This window comes from Limnohabitans sp. (genome assembly GCF_046052825.1).
Lineage (GTDB): Bacteria > Pseudomonadota > Gammaproteobacteria > Burkholderiales > Burkholderiaceae_C > Limnohabitans.
The window spans coordinates 19392-35090 of the sequence record NZ_JAVLFP010000080.1; the positions used below are offsets into that span (position 1 = coordinate 19392).

Genomic DNA, 15699 nt, shown 5'->3' on the forward strand with positions numbered 1-15699 from the left:
TCGATTCAATGACGATCTATGCCATCGGCCTTCATGGCACTGTCACAAAAATTTCTTAAATTATCAACATGAGCGAAATACATGACAACCCGCAAAAGAAAAGACGTGGACTCAACCGGGTGATCCACGCCTTGGGCTACTCCTTGCAGGGCTTGAAGGCCGGCATGTTCGAACCCGCTTTCAGACAAGAAATATGGCTGGCTTGTGCACTCATCCCATTGTCATTTTTCGTCGGAAATAACTGGGTCGAAATCTCTGTGCTGATCGGCTCGGTGGTGATTGTGTTGATCGTCGAGCTGTTGAACACCGGACTTGAATCTGCCATTGACCGGGTGGGTCCTCAATGGCACGACTTGTCTAAACGCTGCAAAGATTTGGGCAGCGCTGCCGTGCTGCTGAGCATCTTGCTGTGTGCGGGAATTTGGGGAAGCGCCCTCAGCGTCAAGCTGGGGTGAACCCAAGTTCAATGGGCTGAAGCGACGACCAAGGCGGAGCTCAGTGCCTTGGCTTTTCCTTCGTAATAGCGGTCCAGGCGCCAATCTTTCAAGAGTTCAATCGCCAATTCGAAGTCATCAATCCCGAGCTCATACAGCTGCTTGAATGAAAAGTCTTCTTCCGCTTCCAAAGCCAAAACCAACTTGGCAAACACCACTGCGGTGGCTGTTGCGGGGTCTTGTTCAATCAGCTTTCTGGCTTTTTTGATAGCACGCATTGCAGGTCCTTTTTATTCCAGATGGATTGCGATTATGGCATCTCAATCGAGCCATCCTTAAGCGATTTTTTTGCCACTGCACTCGGCGCAAAAGAAAGTACTTTTCCCGACAACCCGCCGAAAAGAACCCAATGCGCGCGATTTATGCAGGCCGCATTGGATGCAACTCAACGACCCTTGATGGCCTGCAGAATCAAAGGGGGAACCTGCAACCCTTGACTTGTACCGAAGACCGTCATCGCTGATGGTATTTTTTTCTGTTTCGTTCATGCACAAATTCTAGGAAGCCTGCATGTCCCTTTCATGACCCCGGCACACGAGGTGTTCACAGGCTAAGGGTTTTGACCAAACACCCAATCGGCGTAACGGGGCAAGTCTTTGAACTTGGCGTACTGTGGGCCAAACAATGTCATGACTGGTTTTTGCTCAGACAAACTGTGCACACCCACAATGCCTTTGCCATCCTCAGACCACACCAAGCCCCACTCTTTTTGACCCGTCATCGGATCCACCTCAATTTGCCTCAAGTGCCGAACGATCGACTTCGGGTATCGGGGGTCGCGCAACAAGTCATCCAAGCTCTTTGGCAATCTATTCTGGTCAGTGGCTGACAATTTGGCGAAACTCAGCAGCGCCGCATCCATGCGCTCGCCCTTCTCCAGCAACTCAAGCTCCGCCGTGCGTCTTTGGCCAAACAGCCCCAATTGAAAAAACGACGCCGCTGACATGCTGATCACCGCCAGCGCCAGCAACATCAACAACAGCGCATAGCCTCGACTCAGGGGCTTCATAGCTGATCAAACGGCTGGCCGAAGCGATTCTTTCCTGGCGCGCTGCTGCGAATGTCAAACACCTTGCCTTTGATGCCCTCTTTCGGCGGCACCACCACCCAAGCGTTGCGGCTGTTGACCACCGGGTCGTTGGGCAAGTACTTCAGGTACTGGCTCTCGACCAACTCGTCCAAGTTGTCTGGATAGCGGCCCTGATCCGAATAGAACTTGTCCAAAGTTTCACGCGTCAAACGCAAGTTCTCCACCAAAATCGTTTCTTTGGCCGTGTCTACACTGGAAAAAAAGCGGGGTACCGCCAAGGTCAGCAGCATCGAGACAATGGCCAACACCACCAGCAACTCGATCAACGTGAACCCCCTCATCTTGGGGCCGTGTGGGACAGATCGGCGCATCACACATCACCACCAGCGGTAGGCAATGCCGTTGAGGCCCTGCTTGTTGGACAAGGAATACACGTCATACACATCGGCTCCTTCGCGCGGCTCGGAGGCCTCGCTGTCATAACACCGTTTGCCCCAGGTGTCTGCGGCGGACACATCGGGGTTGTCATTCATCGGATCACGCGGCAACTTGCGTAAAAAATACTTTTTACCTTTGGCTTTTTCATCCTTCCAACGCACCCCGTCTGCCAACAGATTCAAATTCGGCGGGTAACCCGAAATCAAGCCCTCTGGCTCCATGATTTCTCCCGCATCGCTGGACTGCTTGTAGGCATCAATGGCTTGGCGAATTTCTTTCAATGCGGTGCGCAACTCGGCCTCTTTGGCACGCTGCATCGACACCTGCACCACCGGCACCACCAAGAACGACAAGGTGGCGATGATCGCCAAGGTCACCAACAACTCAATCAAGGTGAAACCCCGCACACGGTCAAGGCGCATTGCCTTTGCCCTCTTCGCTCGTGGTCGCGGGAGCCACCGGGGCAAGCCCAGGTGGCACACCCGTGGGCGTGCCTACCGGCACCCCGGGTGGCGCCACGGGCATAGCAGCAGGCTTGGGTGGGTTGCTGGCAGCAGGAGCTGCAGAGCCCGCATCGCTGCCAGAAGACGCAGCGCCCGCGCCCTGCTTGATGCGCGACTCGGGACCGCTCAGGAACTCCAAATCAGCACTGCCGCGCGCCACTTGGTTACGCACCAAACGGGGCGTGATCGACAAAATGATCTCTGTTTTCTTGGACTGATCGCGGCTGGTGCCAAACAATTTGCCAAACATCGGCAAATCACCCAGGGCCGGGATCTTCTTGGCTGAATCTCGGTCCTCATCACTGATCAGGCCGGCCAGGACCTGCGTTTCACCATCTTTCAAACGCAGCGTGGTGTTGGCAGAACGGGTGCCAAACGAATACGCCACCGTACCCAGCTTGGTGGTCGTAGAGCCTGAGATCGTGCTCACCTCCATCGACACCTTGATCGCAATGTCACTGCCGCGGTAAATCACGGGCTCCACATCCAGCTTCAAGCCCACATCCACATACGTCACGCTTTCCGCAAACCCGCCTGTGGGTGATGTGGTCACCGTCACCACCGGCACGCGGTCACCGATCAGCACCTTGGCTTTCTCCTTGTTGATCACCCGAATTCTGGGATTGGCCAGCACATTGACCAAGTCGTTTTGCTCGCTCAAATTCAGAGCCAAATTGCCAATTTGAACCCCGGTGGTGTCGCCGTTCAAACGCCGTAAACCATTCAAAGTCAGGTTGGTACCGCCAGATTCGGTCAGCGGAGACAGAGTCAAATTCTCTGGCCAGCCCACGCCAAGTTGCAGCAACTTGGTGCGGCTAACCTCCAAAATTTCCAACTCCAGCATCACCTCGGCATCGGGCACATCATAGAGACGAACCAATTTTTCGATCACCTTGATCGCACTCGGCGTGTCCCTGACCACCAGCAAATTCAACTTGTCGTCCACCACCGGTTCGCGCCCCTTGAACAAGGTCTTGATCGCAGCAGCCACAAACTTCGCATCGGCGTGCATCATGGGAAACATACGCACCGTCAACTCTTGGTAATCTTTCTGCTTGGCCGCCGTGGCAGGAAAAATCAACACCGTGTTGGCATTCACCACCTGCATGTCCAACTGATTGGCCGCCAACAACAGCGTCAAGGCGGTCTCTACCGTGCCCTCGCGCAACGTGATGGACGCCTTCAAATCGGGCTTATTCAACTCCTTGTCGAAAATGAAGTTGAGGTTAGAAGACAGCGACAAGGCATCGAAAATCTGACGCAACGGTGCATCGCGAAACTCCAGACTCGCGGGCTTGCGAAAAGCCCCGCCCAACACATCCTCCACCGGCGCAGGTGTGAGCTGTGTCTGCGCCTCTTGCTGCGCACTCAAGGCCTCCAAGTGATCGGACTGCTGCGCCAACATGCTTTGGGCTACCGCCAACATCTGCTTCCAATCGCCTGCCAACTTGGCCGTGCGCAAACTTTGCAACTTTTGGGACAAACCCCGCTGTGTTTGGACCTGCGTCATGCCCTGAACTGCCATGTCGTTTTCAGCATCGATCGACAACACCTGTTTGTACGTCTGCTCTGCCACATCCAAGCGCTGGGCACGCAACATGCGTTCGGCGTGTCGCAACAAGCCCTGAATGGCTCGGTCTTTGGCCGAGGCATAAGTCACCTTGAATTCGTTGGAACTTGGGTTCTTGCGAATCGCCTGTTCCATCTGGGTCAAACCCTCGGCAATCTTGTTCTCTTGCAGCAAACGCTTGCCCTCAAGGAACTCGGAATGCCCGGCACAGCCAGCCAAACTCAACACCAACATGACGGTGAGCAGCCACACACGCCCCCCACGCAGGTCTTTGCCAGGCGTCTTTAAATTGCTCATTTCAATGCTCCAATGGTCACTGTCTGCACCTCGTTCAAGGGCAGGTAAGTCACAGACAACTGTGGCGGGTCAATCTTGTCAATGCGGTACTTTCCGTCCAGCACTTGGTCTTTTTTGATCGCGCGCGTTTCCTCACCCAGGGTCAAATAAACCCACCACACACCGCCCGACAGCTGTTGCCCCAAGTAGGTGTAGGGCCAAGGCGGCGGCTTGGGCGGCTCTTCTTTTTTGACCACCTTGGGTGGCGGTGGATTCCAAGTTTGGGCATGGAAAATCGGAGGCTCTTTGACGGCCATGTCGGCCACCGTCTCAGGGTCAAAAGACTTTTGGGGCGACTCACGCAACTTGAGCCGGTGCAAACCCAGCTCGGGGCTGCTGGACTTGGCGACCACACGCACGGTTTTCGACACCTCGGCTGTCGGCGCACCCGCCGGCGCACTGCGAACCACCGCCTCCGACACCCCCTCGCCGGCACCGTCCTCACCGCCCAAGCTGAACCAAGCGGTCAAGGCCAAAGCCGTCAGCCACAACAACCAGCGCATGGTCATGGCGTGGCCTCCTTGGGCAGCCAGCCCGCTTGCTTGGGATAGGCCAGATGCAAAGAAAACACCAAACCTGCCTCCAGTTCACTGGACCCAATCGCTTCTCGGCGAATGCTCAGCTCATCCAAACTTGCCATCGGCAGGGCCAACAAACTCTGCTCCACAAAGGTCTTGATTTGTAAATACGAACCGAACAAAGGCAAGCGAACCCGGTAGCGGCACAACTGGGTTGGCGCGTCACAGCTCAATTTGTACTCGCCCGTCACTGCCGTCATCTCCAAGGACTGTGCCAAGGTCAACAAGGTGCTCACGTAATGCTCCAGCGCCGTCACTTGGCCCAATACCGCTTGCACATCTTGCGTTTGCGTGAGGCCCGTCACCTCGGGACTCACCCTCTCCTGAGGCGCTTGCAGGAACTGCGTGCGTTGCACGTCGATCGCCTGAAGTTGCTGCGTGCGTTCACGCTCGGCGGTGGGCAGCACCCCCAACCACAACACCAGTGCACACCCACACAGCGCCGCCACCACAGCCCACACCGGGTTGAAGCGGTACACCGTGTGCTCCCATTGAATTCGATCCCAAGAAAGCAGCTTCTTCACGGCGCCTCTCCCTCTTGGCGCCAATCGGCAGAAAACTCAAACCGGTAAGGTTTGTTGGGGTCGGTCTGGCTGATCTGATGCAAGGTCAGCTCAACCTTGCCCCATACCGGCTGCGACTTCAATTGCGACATGAAGCGCAACATCTCGACCGAATTCTTGGCCTCAGCAATTCCCTTGAGCCTGTCGTGCACAGGATCAAAACGCAACTCCAAAAGAGCCACCCGACCCTTGCGCGTGGTCTCCAGCGACTCCAGCAAAGTCAACCATGGCTGATTCAACTGCCGAACCACCGCATGCGTGGCCTTCAATTGCTCAGACGTCAACCCGGCCTGGGCCGCGGTCTTCGGCTTAGGCCGTTCTTGACGCATCTCCATGCGCGCGCGCTCTTGCGCCAAACGCGCCAAGTCGCTGCTCACCTCCCGCCACTCCCACCAACCGGCCAACAACACCAAGCCTGCCAGCAGGCCCATGGCGCATACGCGCAAATTGGCGCGGTAGAGCCAAAACAACACACCGCGATCGGCAAAATCAACATCCAAGCGGGTCAAGGCTTCACCCCCCACACCGACAGCACATCGGCACAATCGCCCAGCCGCTCAAACACCCAGTCGTCCACCTGCGGCAAACGCGACCTGCCCACCACCCCCCAACGCGCGGGCATCGGCAACGACAGCCGCTTGACCTCTTGTGCCAGCGCACTGCGCAACTCCGGCTCTGACAACCGGTTCACAGCAAACGTCCAGTGCTTGACACCCACCACACGCCCGGCTCGGGCCAACACCAAATGCGAGGACTGCTCTTGTAACATCAGCAGCGCATCCACCTGAGCCGCAACCGGCACATGGTTCCACACCAAGGTCCATTGGGGCACGCAAGACACCAAGGCCAAACGCTGTGCAGACAGCAGGCGTTTCAAATCTGCCAAGGTCGACTCGGGCATCGCGCTGACCCAGCATGGCCCGTCCTTGGGGGGTTCACACACCACCACCAAAGGCTGCGACAACTCAAAAATCTCTTGCATGCGCATCGCTGAATAGGCTTGAACGTCCTGCCAGCTTTGGGCCTGGGCCAAGGGCTGAACCGTCGCCTCATACACCCAAGAGGCATCCACGGACACGCGGACTGGCTGGTAACGAACCGGCGCATTCTCCAAAAAATGCGCCAACGCCACCCAGCGTTCAGCCTCGCCCAAAGCCGGGTCAACCCACTGCTCTTGCACACACTGCGCGGGCCAGCGCCCCCACAAGGAGCGGCGCACCCAGCGAAACGACTGGGCCGACAGCACCAACTCCCAACGCGCGGTCAACAACTCACGCATGCAACGTCACCCGGCTCACTTCGGCAATCGTGGTCTCGCCACGCTGCGCCATTGCCATCGCCACTTCACGCAAGGTGCGCGTCCCGGCTTTGCGCGCCAACTCTTTGATCGCACGAATCGGCGCCCGATCAATGATCAACTCGCGGATCTCATCTGACAACAACAGCACCTCGGCAATCGCGCGACGGCCCTTGTAACCCGTGCCTCGGCAGTCACCACAGCCCGCACCGGCCCGGAAATTCCACTGCGACAAGTCCTCGGCCTCGATGCGCAGCAGCGCCAACTCAGAGGCACTTGGGACATGGGGCGCTGAACAATGCGGGCAATTCACCCGCAGCAAACGCTGGGCCCAAATGCCATTCAGCGCTGACACAAACGAGTACGGGTCAATGCCCATGTGCGTGAAGCGACCCAACACATCGAACACGTTGTTGGCGTGGACCGTGGTCAACACCAGGTGCCCCGTCAACGCGGACTGCACCGCAATCTCGGCCGTTTCGTTGTCTCGAATCTCGCCCACCATGATCTTGTCTGGGTCATGCCGCAAAATCGAACGAAGGCCCTTGGCAAAGGTCAGCCCCTTTTTTTCATTCACCGGGATTTGCAAAATGCCGGGCAACTGGTATTCCACCGGATCTTCAATCGTGATGATCTTGCTCTTGCCGTCGTGAATTTCTGTCAACGCGCCATACAAGGTGGTGGTCTTGCCCGACCCCGTCGGCCCCGTCACCAGCAACATGCCATAAGGCTCGGCCGCCAAGCGGCGCAAAGTCACCAAGGCCGCCTCGTCAAAACCCAAAGCCTCCAGCGTCAACGCGCCGTACGACTCAATCATGGCGCGCTTGTCCAACACACGAATCACCGCATCTTCGCCATGGATGCTGGGCATCACCGACAAACGCATGTCAATGTCGCGCCCACTCGACTCCACCGTGAAACTGCCATCTTGGGGCACCCGACGTTCGGCAATGTCCAACTCGGCCAACACCTTCAAACGCGAAATCACATGTTCTGCGGTTTCCACACCCGCCACACTCAAGGCATGGTCCAACACGCCATCGATGCGAAACTTCACCTCCATCCCACCGGGTGTGGACTCGATGTGGATGTCAGATGCCGCCACCTTCAGCGCGTCGTACAACACCGAGTTCACCAACTTCACGGCTGGACTTGCCGACTCGCTCATACCGGCCAAAGACAGCACCGCCGCTGGTTTTCGCTCGCGCGAATAACTGCCCGTCTCGCTGCCCATGCCATCGGTCGCGCGCGCGCCTTCTTCTTTGCGCGACAGGTAGGCCAAAATATCCTCTGGCAAGGCCAAGGCGTACTTCACCGCAGCCGCGGCACAGCGCTCCATCCAACTTTGCAAGGCTAAGTCCAGTGGGTCGCTGATCACCGCCCACAGCTCCCCGCCCTCACGCAACAACACACCTTTGCGTTTCATGGCCTTGGCCAAGGGCAACACATCAAATGCGTCCTCCATGGCCAACATCTGCGCCGTCTCCATCACCGGAAAACCATAGGACGCGGCTAAATCAGACAAGGCCTGACGAGGCTCCGAACGAGGTGGCGTCAGCACGTCAGCCATCAAAAGCTCCCTGCCAAGTCAAAAATTGGCATGTACAGCAACACCACAATCACACCCACCACCAAACCGATGGCGGTCATCAACAAAGGCTCAAAGCTGCGCATGAAGCGATCGATCCACTGCGTGATTTCTTCGTCGTAAAACAGCGCCGACTGGGTCAGCATCTTGCCCAAATCCCCCGTGCGCTCGCCCACCATCAACAAACGCAACGAAATTGGCGTGGTCAGCGCCGAGGCCTCAAAAGCCGACGACAAAGGCACACCCGACTCAATCGCATGGCGCGAACGGGCCAACTTCTGCTGCATCTCCAACGACACCACGTGGGCCACCACCTCCATCGCCTTGACCAGCGAAATCCCGCCTTGCAGCAACATCCCCAAGGTCATGTACAGGCGCGACAACTCGTAAATGCGAACCCGCTCGCCAATCTTGGGTAATTTGGCCAACAGCACCACCCAGCCGCCCAGCTTTTGGAAGTGCCGCCACAGCAACACCCCACCCAGCGCGGCGCCAGCCAGCAGCATCAACAAAGTCGAGGTGTGCTCGGCGGCAAACCGGCCCCACGACAACATCAGGGCCGACATGTACGGCAACTCACGGCCCGCGCCTTGGTACACCTCGGCAAACTTGGGCACCACATACACCATCAAAAACAAACTCACCAGCAAACCCACGCTGCACAAAATGACCGGATAGATCGACGCACTCACCACCTTGCTGCGCACGATCTCAATGCGTTTTTGGTAGTCCACATAGCGCTGCAATGCCTGCGGCAAATCGCTGGTGCCCTCGGCGGCCCGCACCACGCCCACATACAGCGGGGGAAACACCGCGGCTTGGTCTTGCAACGCCACCGAAAAGCGCTTGCCGGCCCGCAAGTCATGCAACAGTTTTTCAAACACCAGGCGCCGTGCGGGGTCAGACTCTTTTTCGTACAGCGCCTCGGTCGACTCCACAATGCCCAAGCCCGCGTTCAACAAGGCCAGCAACTCTTGGCTGAACATCAACACCGAAAAATTCACCTGTGCCCCGCCGAACACCCGCTGCACAGCACCGCGCAGCGAGCTCTCAGGCGCAATCGAAATCGCCCGCAAACCCAGCTGCGACAGTTGCTCACGCGCACGATCCAGATCGTGCGCATCCAACACCTGATCCACGATCAGCTGCTGCGCATTGATCACCCGTGCTCGGAACTTCAACGTCAAACTCAGTTCGTGATGTCGGCGTTTTCAGCCGTACCGCCGCGCTGGCCGTCTTTGCCCAGCGATTGAATTTGGAAATCACCATTGCCCACCGGAAAGGTGTAGGTGTAAGGGCGACCCCAGGGGTCCGGCGGCACGCCTTTTTTCAAGTAGGGGCCGTTCCAGCCCTTGGCGGAATCGGGCTGCACATTCAACGCATTCAAGCCTTCATCCGAGGTGGGGTAGCGCCCCACATCCAAACGGAAAGTGTCCATGGCCTTGGCCAAGGCTTCAATTTGCGCCTTGGCCGTGGTCGCCTCCGACTTGCCCAATTGCGCGAAGTACTTGGGCCCCACATACGAGGCCAACATGCCGATGATGACGATCACCACCAGCAACTCCAACAAAGTGAAACCTGACTCTTTGGATGAAATGGGGCGATGGGACATGAGAAGGCCGTGGAGTTTGCATTGCGACAAGCAGTCCTCCGGCCCTGCCGTAATCTACAAAACTGCCAAAGTCACAATGTATTCACTTCTAATGACAATTTCATGAAAACTGTCATTTAGCGAGCAAACCGCGAAGCTTGTCACGGTCTGACTGGGCTTGGTTTTCCTGGTTCACCAAACCCAATTGGGTGAACACCCCCCCCTTCAACAAATACGCCGACTTGTAGGCTTGTTCGTAGCGCAACAACAAGTCGCTGTTGAGCTCATACAACGCCAGGTTGTTGTTTTCGCAGGTGACCAAGCCCTTGGACTTGGCGATCAGGCTTTGCTGTGAAAAGTTCAAATCGGTGCGCAGCTGCTGCGAGGCTTGCTGTGCCACCCCATATTGGCCCTTGAGCTCTGTCAACTCCGCCTTGAGCACTTCCAACTCGGTGCTCAGGCGCTGCTTGTCTTCTTGCACGCCCGACAGCTCTTTTTGCGCCGAGCCCAGCTTGACGGACGAAGACTTCAAGCGCTCTGCCGTCTCCTGGGACTTGCGCAAGTCGTCTTGCAGCTGGCTTTTCTCAGACAACCACTGGTTCTTCTCTTGCTCCAGCATTTGTGCTTTTTGCTGAGCGCGCTGCAAGGCCTTGGCCGTTTTGTCGTCGGCGGCCATCGCGCTGGCTGCCAACAACAACAGGCCTGCCAAGCTCAGGCAACGCATGGCCTCGAGGCCTTGAGAGGGAGTCAAAAACTTCAACATGGCGTTCACCCGTTAAAAGCGGGCATTCAAGTCGAGCTGAAAAATATCAGACGAGAACTTGGTGGTCGTGCCAGGGGCAAAAGAATCGAGTTGGTTGGCCGACAACCAACGCGCGGTCAGCCAGGTGTTGTGGTACAGGCCGTAGCTGGTTTGCAAAATCCAGCCCTTGTTGTTGGTACCCCCCAAACCGAAATCAGAGTTGGTGAAGGCATCCAAGACCGCGTCGCTGCCCAAGACCCGGTAGCCCATCGAGGCATTCCACTCCCCTTTGTGATGCACCTGTCCTGGGCCAAAAGCAGCCCGCAGCATCAGGCCGGTGTCTTTGCCATCGGCCAATGCAGAGCCGGTGCGCGCAGCGATCTTTTGGGGGTCAAACGCCAAGTTTTTCACAAAGTCACCCGTCACCGTGATGGGCTGCCCCGTCAGGTGATTCAACGTCAAGGCCGTCGTCAGGTTGAGCACCTTGAAATCTGAAGCCAGGCCATACACCGACGCGGTGTCACTGGGCGCGTTCACCCGAAACAAGGTATTGCCGCGTTGGCGAAAACCGTTGGCATATTCGTAGCGGATGGCGTAATCGGCTTGCGAGGTTCGGGTGGTGTCGCTCTCACGCGCACCGGCCATGCCTTGGTAGCTGTACACCGCCAAGCCCACTTTCCACTCGTCTTGGTTCGCCAGCTTCATGGCGTTGCCCAGTTGGACCCCCACCAAACTGCGCGAATTGCTCACCCCCGGCTTGCTCTCGGTCAGCGGAAAATAGCCGGCCGACGCAAACGCCTGCCCGCCCTGCCAGGGGCGCTGGGTCAGCGCGGCAAAGCCCTCAAACCCCAAATCGTCGGCGTACACCAAATCGGTGGAATAAAACGGGTTGTTGATCCGCCCAGCCATCAGCCGCCAATCGGCGCTCGGCTTGATTTCCAAGTACACCCGGTCCAACACCACCGCATACTTGTTGAACGACTGACCCATGGTCTGGTTGGTCGAGGTCGGGCTTGCAGTGCTGCTGCCGGTGGACAAGCGCAGGCCCATGCTCACTTCGTCCGACACTTTGCTGCCCACACCCAAGCGGGCGCGCACCCGTGAACGCTGCAAGTCCGACTGGGTGTTGCTGTTGGGCAAACCATTGGACGATGCACTGGACGTCGCGAAATCCGCCGCACGCGCGTATTCGCCAAACCTGAAACCTGCTGGCGCGGTGTTGTCTGCGCCCAAGCGAATTGCCTCCTCGCGCACCCGCACATCGCCGTCCAGTTGAAAACGGTTGAGCCACTCGGGGTAGGCATTGGGCTGGCCCCAGCGTTCCGTCTTGGCCTGGGTCAACACCTCGGCCTTGATTTGCTCGCGCATCTCTTGGCGCACCGACTCCGGCACATAAGGCACCCGCACCACGCGCTTGCCATCACTGCCCACCTCGGGGGCAGGCGCCGTGGCGGCAGCCACTGGGGCAGCGGGCGCGCTGGTTGCACTGGGTTGCACCTGCTTGAGCATGGCGGCGGCCTTCTCACGCGTGAGCAAACCGCTCTCCACCAAGGTGTTGATCAATGCCTGCGTGGTCGCGCGCAGTTGTTGCAACTCTTCTTGGGCGGTTTGCGCGCTCGCCACAGGACCGCACAAGGCCCCAAGCGCCAACACCACAGCCGACCACCGATGGTTCACCACTAAGTTTTTCACAATCGCATTCCTCAAAAAAATCAAGATCTCACACACGCACACAAGGTCAACGGCCGGTCGAAATGCGCAGCCGGATCGGCTGCGGCATCTTCTCGGGCGGCCCGCTGCTGAAGGCTGCGGCCTCCGAGATGGCCCGTTTCAGCAAGCCATCCAACTCCGAGTCACCGCTGCCCTTGAGCAATTCAAATCGGCTCACACTGCCATCACGGTTGACCCACACCTGAACCTCGGCCTTGTATGCCAACTCACGCAGGTCTTTGTTGCGGGTCAACTGCCGCTGCAACTCGGCCTTGATCAAGTTGGCGTAGTAAGTGAACGGGCTGAACGCACCGCTGCCACCCGAGCCTTTGCCCGCATTGGACAAATCCTCGTTGGTGATCTTGCCGGCCGTGAACGCGCTCGGGCCATCCCCTGCGGGGCCGTCCATCTTCAAATCGGCCGATGGGGCGGGAGGCGCCATCTTGGGCTGCTCCATCGGTGGCGGCTTGTTGAGGTCTTTCGGCGGCTCTGGCTTCTTTTCTTCTTTGGGCGGAGGCGGTGGCGGTGGCGGCGTGCTCGGCATCAAATTGATCTTGGGCGCTTGGCGCGGCTTGTCATCGATCTTCGAGACAAACGAATACACCCCCCAAGCCATCAAAGCCAGCACCGCAGCCCCGCCGGCCAGCAAGCCCACATTGCGTCGTGAAAGTGCCGCCACGTCAGGTTCCAATCCGGGCTGTCACCAAGCCCACATTGCTGATCCTCAAATCAGCCGCCATGTCCACAATCTCCATCACCTTCTCGTACTGCGCCTGCGGGTCGCCCTTGATCATGATGGGCGCCTGGGGGTCCTTGGCCACGGCCAAAGACAAGCGGGTGTTGAGTTCAGGCAAGGTGATGGGTGCGCCATTGAGCAGCAAACTGCCGTTGGGCAAGATCTGAATGATGCGCACCTCTTTTTGCACCGTGCTGGGCTTGTTGCTGGGCTTGGGCAAATTGATCTTCAAGCCCTGCACCGAGGCCGTGGTCATGATGATGAAAATCACCAACAGCACATACGCCAAGTCCAACATCGGCGTGACGTTGATCGTGTCGTAGGGTTTGGTTTCAGCTTGGGCTTTCATCTCAGTGGTTCTCCCTCATTTGGCACGTCCGGTGGCCAAGCCAATTTCGGTGATGTCCACCTTCTTCAAAATCTCCAGCACCAGCATCACCTTGGCGTACTGCGTGCGAGCGTCGCCCTTGACCACAATCGACTGCTCCGGATTGGCGGATTTCATTTCGCCAAGTCGCTGCTCCAATTGCTCTGGCGTCACAGGGTAAGTGTCCAAATACAAGTCGCCCGCTTGCGAAATCGTCACCGCCTTGACGCCTTTTTTGGCCAGGTTGTCGACCACCTTGGTTTTGGGCAAATCCACCTTCACACCCTGCACCGACGCCGTGGTCATGATGATGAAAATCACCAACAACACGTACGCCAAATCCAACATGGGCGTGACGTTGATGTCGTCGTAGGGCGCGTTGTCTTCTTGAACTTGCACAGCAAATGCCTTGAGGGGGTCAGTGGTCGTTGTGCAGTTCAGCGGAACGGGTCAAGAACTCGTCGGAAAACACCGCCAAATCCGAGCTGATGTTTTTGATCTTGATGGCAAACCAGTTGTAGGCAAACAGCGCAGGAATCGCCACTGCCAAGCCCGCCACCGTGGCCACCAGCGCCGCAGCAATACCGGGCGCAATCGCGTTCACGTTCACGTCGCCGGCCGCGGCAATCGCCGCGAAGGTGATCATCACGCCCACCACCGTGCCCAGCAAGCCCAAAAACGGCCCCCCCGAAATGGCGATGGTCAACAACACAATGCCGCTGTTGAGGCGCTGGTTCACCCGCAGCATCAAGGCGTCCAAAGTGGCGCGGATCGAGTCCACCGCCGGTCCGCTCAAGGCATGGGCTGCACCCTTCTCGGCTTGCAACTGAAAGCGCGACTCAATCTCTTGCATGCCCTGCTCAAACGCTTCCAGCAAAGGCGAGCCCTGCACGCTGTCCATGGTCTTGAGCGCCAACCCCTCGGCACTGCCGGGCTGCAACATCCGCACCGCATGTTCTTTGTAGTAGGCCAAAAAAGCTTGGTTGGACTTGTCAAACTTCATCAGCATCTGGGTTTTGGTGACCATCACCCACACGCTCAAAATCAGCATCACGCCCAGCAGGGCAATCACCACCCAACCGTCGATCGTCACCGCACCAATCAAGATGGCAAAGTAGGCCACCTCGGCCTCGCCGCCCTCGTCGTCGGCAAAGCCCAGCATCAGGCTGTCGCCCACCTGGCTGGACGCAAACGCCTTGATGAAAGCCGGTGAACGCGGCACATTGGCCAAAGTCATGGCGTCGAGTTCGCCCCGCAAACCAGACCCCACCACCACGTCGCCAGAGGCGTCGGTCATGTTCAAGGCGGCTTCACCTGCGGCATTGCCGTTGACAAAAAACTGCACCTTGCCACCGGCATACACCAGCGCCAAGTGCTGCCACACACCGGGCTGCAACTTGGCATTGCTGGCGGCCGTGCCGCTGCCAAAACGCACCGTGGGTGTGCCCGCCACCACGTCCACGCTCAGCGCATTGGCGCCAGAGCCCACCGTCAGCAAGCTGGCTTTGTCCACACTGTTGGGCTTGACCCAGGTGGTCATGGTCCACCCCGTGGCTGGCTTGAGCACCAAGGACGGGGCAGCAGGTACCACCACCCGTGTCGCACCGTTGAAGCCCATGGCCGAGCCAATCGGCCCGGCTGCCACCGCCACGCCCGACGATTCGCGGGCATGGTTGGTGTTGCCGGTGGCGTCTTTCACGCCGTCGGCATCGGAAAAGTTCAAGACCAGCGTGTGCCCGTCGTCAAACACCGACTTGCTGTCGTCTGCGGAAGTGGCTTTTTTGTTGCCCCAGCGCATCATCAGCGAATCCGACTTCGACTTGGCCTTGAGCTTGGGCAACTTCACCCACACCATGGCCAACTCGTTGGTGGCGTCAAAGCTTTCAATGTGGTGCGGCAAGGCGGTCTTGTTGTCGGCGGCAAAAAAGCGCAAATCAGACCCATCGGGCTTGGCCTCCGAAAACTTGAAGTTGCCGCTGTGCAAACGCACCAGCACTGGCAACTGGCTCACATCTTGGTCCACCTCGACCCCGGTGTTGGTGGTGTCAAACGAGAGTTTTTTGCCATGTTCCCAATCGTCGGCGCTGGCCCAACCGGGCACCAGCAGGGCACAGGCCAGCAATGCTGAAAAACCATGTTTCATCAATTTCATATCC

19 protein-coding genes are annotated in these 15699 nt (G+C 58.0%); 1 reads left to right on the top strand and 18 read right to left on the bottom strand.

All coding sequences use genetic code 11. The features are described 5' to 3' along the window. The first annotated feature begins 68 nt into the window (after positions 1-68). Entirely contained in the window at positions 69-455 is a 387-nt protein-coding gene (locus tag ACKWJN_RS13360) for a diacylglycerol kinase (protein ID WP_408597663.1), read from the top strand. A gap of 8 nt (positions 456-463) precedes the next feature. Here ACKWJN_RS13360 and ACKWJN_RS13365 read toward each other — a convergent pair whose 3' ends face one another. From ACKWJN_RS13365 to ACKWJN_RS13450, 18 genes are all read right to left on the bottom strand, one after another. Then, positions 464-712 carry a hypothetical protein gene (locus ACKWJN_RS13365; RefSeq protein WP_408597664.1) on the bottom strand — a complete coding sequence of 83 codons (249 nt, stop codon included), beginning with the start codon at positions 710-712 and terminating at the stop codon, positions 464-466. Positions 713-1044: 332 nt separating this feature from the next. Further along, a complete protein-coding gene (locus ACKWJN_RS13370) occupies positions 1045-1503 on the bottom strand; it encodes a type II secretion system protein (RefSeq protein WP_408597665.1) in 459 nt (152 codons plus the stop codon). After that, positions 1500-1895 (bottom strand): type II secretion system protein, encoded by a 396-nt coding sequence (locus tag ACKWJN_RS13375; protein WP_408597667.1) that lies wholly within the window; start codon positions 1893-1895, stop codon positions 1500-1502. Before ACKWJN_RS13375 ends, ACKWJN_RS13370 begins: the two co-directional genes overlap by 4 nt. 6 nt (positions 1896-1901) lie before the next feature. Then, on the bottom strand, positions 1902-2384 hold the full coding sequence (locus tag ACKWJN_RS13380) for a type II secretion system protein (RefSeq protein WP_408597668.1): 483 nt from the start codon (positions 2382-2384) through the stop codon (positions 1902-1904). Beyond that, the gene (locus ACKWJN_RS13385) at positions 2374-4332 is read right to left on the bottom strand and encodes a secretin N-terminal domain-containing protein (protein WP_408597670.1); all 1959 of its coding nucleotides are present in this window, start codon (positions 4330-4332) and stop codon (positions 2374-2376) included. Before ACKWJN_RS13385 ends, ACKWJN_RS13380 begins: the two co-directional genes overlap by 11 nt. After that, positions 4329-4880, bottom strand: a complete 552-nt coding sequence (locus ACKWJN_RS13390; RefSeq protein WP_408597672.1) for a hypothetical protein — start codon at positions 4878-4880, stop codon at positions 4329-4331. Before ACKWJN_RS13390 ends, ACKWJN_RS13385 begins: the two co-directional genes overlap by 4 nt. Continuing rightward, positions 4877-5473: a hypothetical protein gene (locus ACKWJN_RS13395; RefSeq protein WP_408597673.1), complete on the bottom strand. Its 597-nt coding sequence runs from the start codon at positions 5471-5473 to the stop codon at positions 4877-4879. The genes ACKWJN_RS13390 and ACKWJN_RS13395 overlap by 4 nt, the downstream gene beginning before the upstream one ends. Continuing rightward, positions 5470-6021 carry a hypothetical protein gene (locus tag ACKWJN_RS13400; protein ID WP_408597675.1) on the bottom strand — a complete coding sequence of 184 codons (552 nt, stop codon included), beginning with the start codon at positions 6019-6021 and terminating at the stop codon, positions 5470-5472. Before ACKWJN_RS13400 ends, ACKWJN_RS13395 begins: the two co-directional genes overlap by 4 nt. Next, complete coding sequence (locus ACKWJN_RS13405) at positions 6018-6791, bottom strand: hypothetical protein (protein WP_408597676.1); 774 nt, start codon at positions 6789-6791, stop codon at positions 6018-6020. Before ACKWJN_RS13405 ends, ACKWJN_RS13400 begins: the two co-directional genes overlap by 4 nt. Beyond that, a complete protein-coding gene (locus tag ACKWJN_RS13410) occupies positions 6784-8379 on the bottom strand; it encodes a GspE/PulE family protein (protein ID WP_408597677.1) in 1596 nt (531 codons plus the stop codon). Before ACKWJN_RS13410 ends, ACKWJN_RS13405 begins: the two co-directional genes overlap by 8 nt. Continuing rightward, on the bottom strand, positions 8379-9578 hold the full coding sequence (locus ACKWJN_RS13415; protein ID WP_408597679.1) for a type II secretion system F family protein: 1200 nt from the start codon (positions 9576-9578) through the stop codon (positions 8379-8381). Before ACKWJN_RS13415 ends, ACKWJN_RS13410 begins: the two co-directional genes overlap by 1 nt. 8 nt (positions 9579-9586) lie before the next feature. Next, the gene (gspG, locus tag ACKWJN_RS13420; RefSeq protein WP_408597681.1) at positions 9587-10009 is read right to left on the bottom strand and encodes a type II secretion system major pseudopilin GspG; all 423 of its coding nucleotides are present in this window, start codon (positions 10007-10009) and stop codon (positions 9587-9589) included. A 112-nt stretch (positions 10010-10121) separates the two neighbouring features. Beyond that, the gene (locus tag ACKWJN_RS13425) at positions 10122-10751 is read right to left on the bottom strand and encodes a hypothetical protein (protein WP_408597682.1); all 630 of its coding nucleotides are present in this window, start codon (positions 10749-10751) and stop codon (positions 10122-10124) included. A gap of 12 nt (positions 10752-10763) precedes the next feature. Continuing rightward, positions 10764-12422, bottom strand: coding sequence for a putative porin (locus ACKWJN_RS13430; RefSeq protein ID WP_408597684.1), 1659 nt, complete (start codon positions 12420-12422; stop codon positions 10764-10766). 46 nt (positions 12423-12468) lie between these two features. After that, on the bottom strand, positions 12469-13119 hold the full coding sequence (locus ACKWJN_RS13435; protein ID WP_408597685.1) for a TonB family protein: 651 nt from the start codon (positions 13117-13119) through the stop codon (positions 12469-12471). A 1-nt stretch (position 13120) separates the two neighbouring features. After that, positions 13121-13525 carry an ExbD/TolR family protein gene (locus ACKWJN_RS13440; RefSeq protein ID WP_408597687.1) on the bottom strand — a complete coding sequence of 135 codons (405 nt, stop codon included), beginning with the start codon at positions 13523-13525 and terminating at the stop codon, positions 13121-13123. A 15-nt stretch (positions 13526-13540) separates the two neighbouring features. Further along, the gene (locus ACKWJN_RS13445; RefSeq protein ID WP_408597689.1) at positions 13541-13942 is read right to left on the bottom strand and encodes an ExbD/TolR family protein; all 402 of its coding nucleotides are present in this window, start codon (positions 13940-13942) and stop codon (positions 13541-13543) included. Between the two features lie 19 nt (positions 13943-13961). Continuing rightward, positions 13962-15695 (bottom strand): DUF2341 domain-containing protein, encoded by a 1734-nt coding sequence (locus tag ACKWJN_RS13450; RefSeq protein ID WP_408597691.1) that lies wholly within the window; start codon positions 15693-15695, stop codon positions 13962-13964. Between the last annotated feature and the right edge of the window lie 4 nt (positions 15696-15699).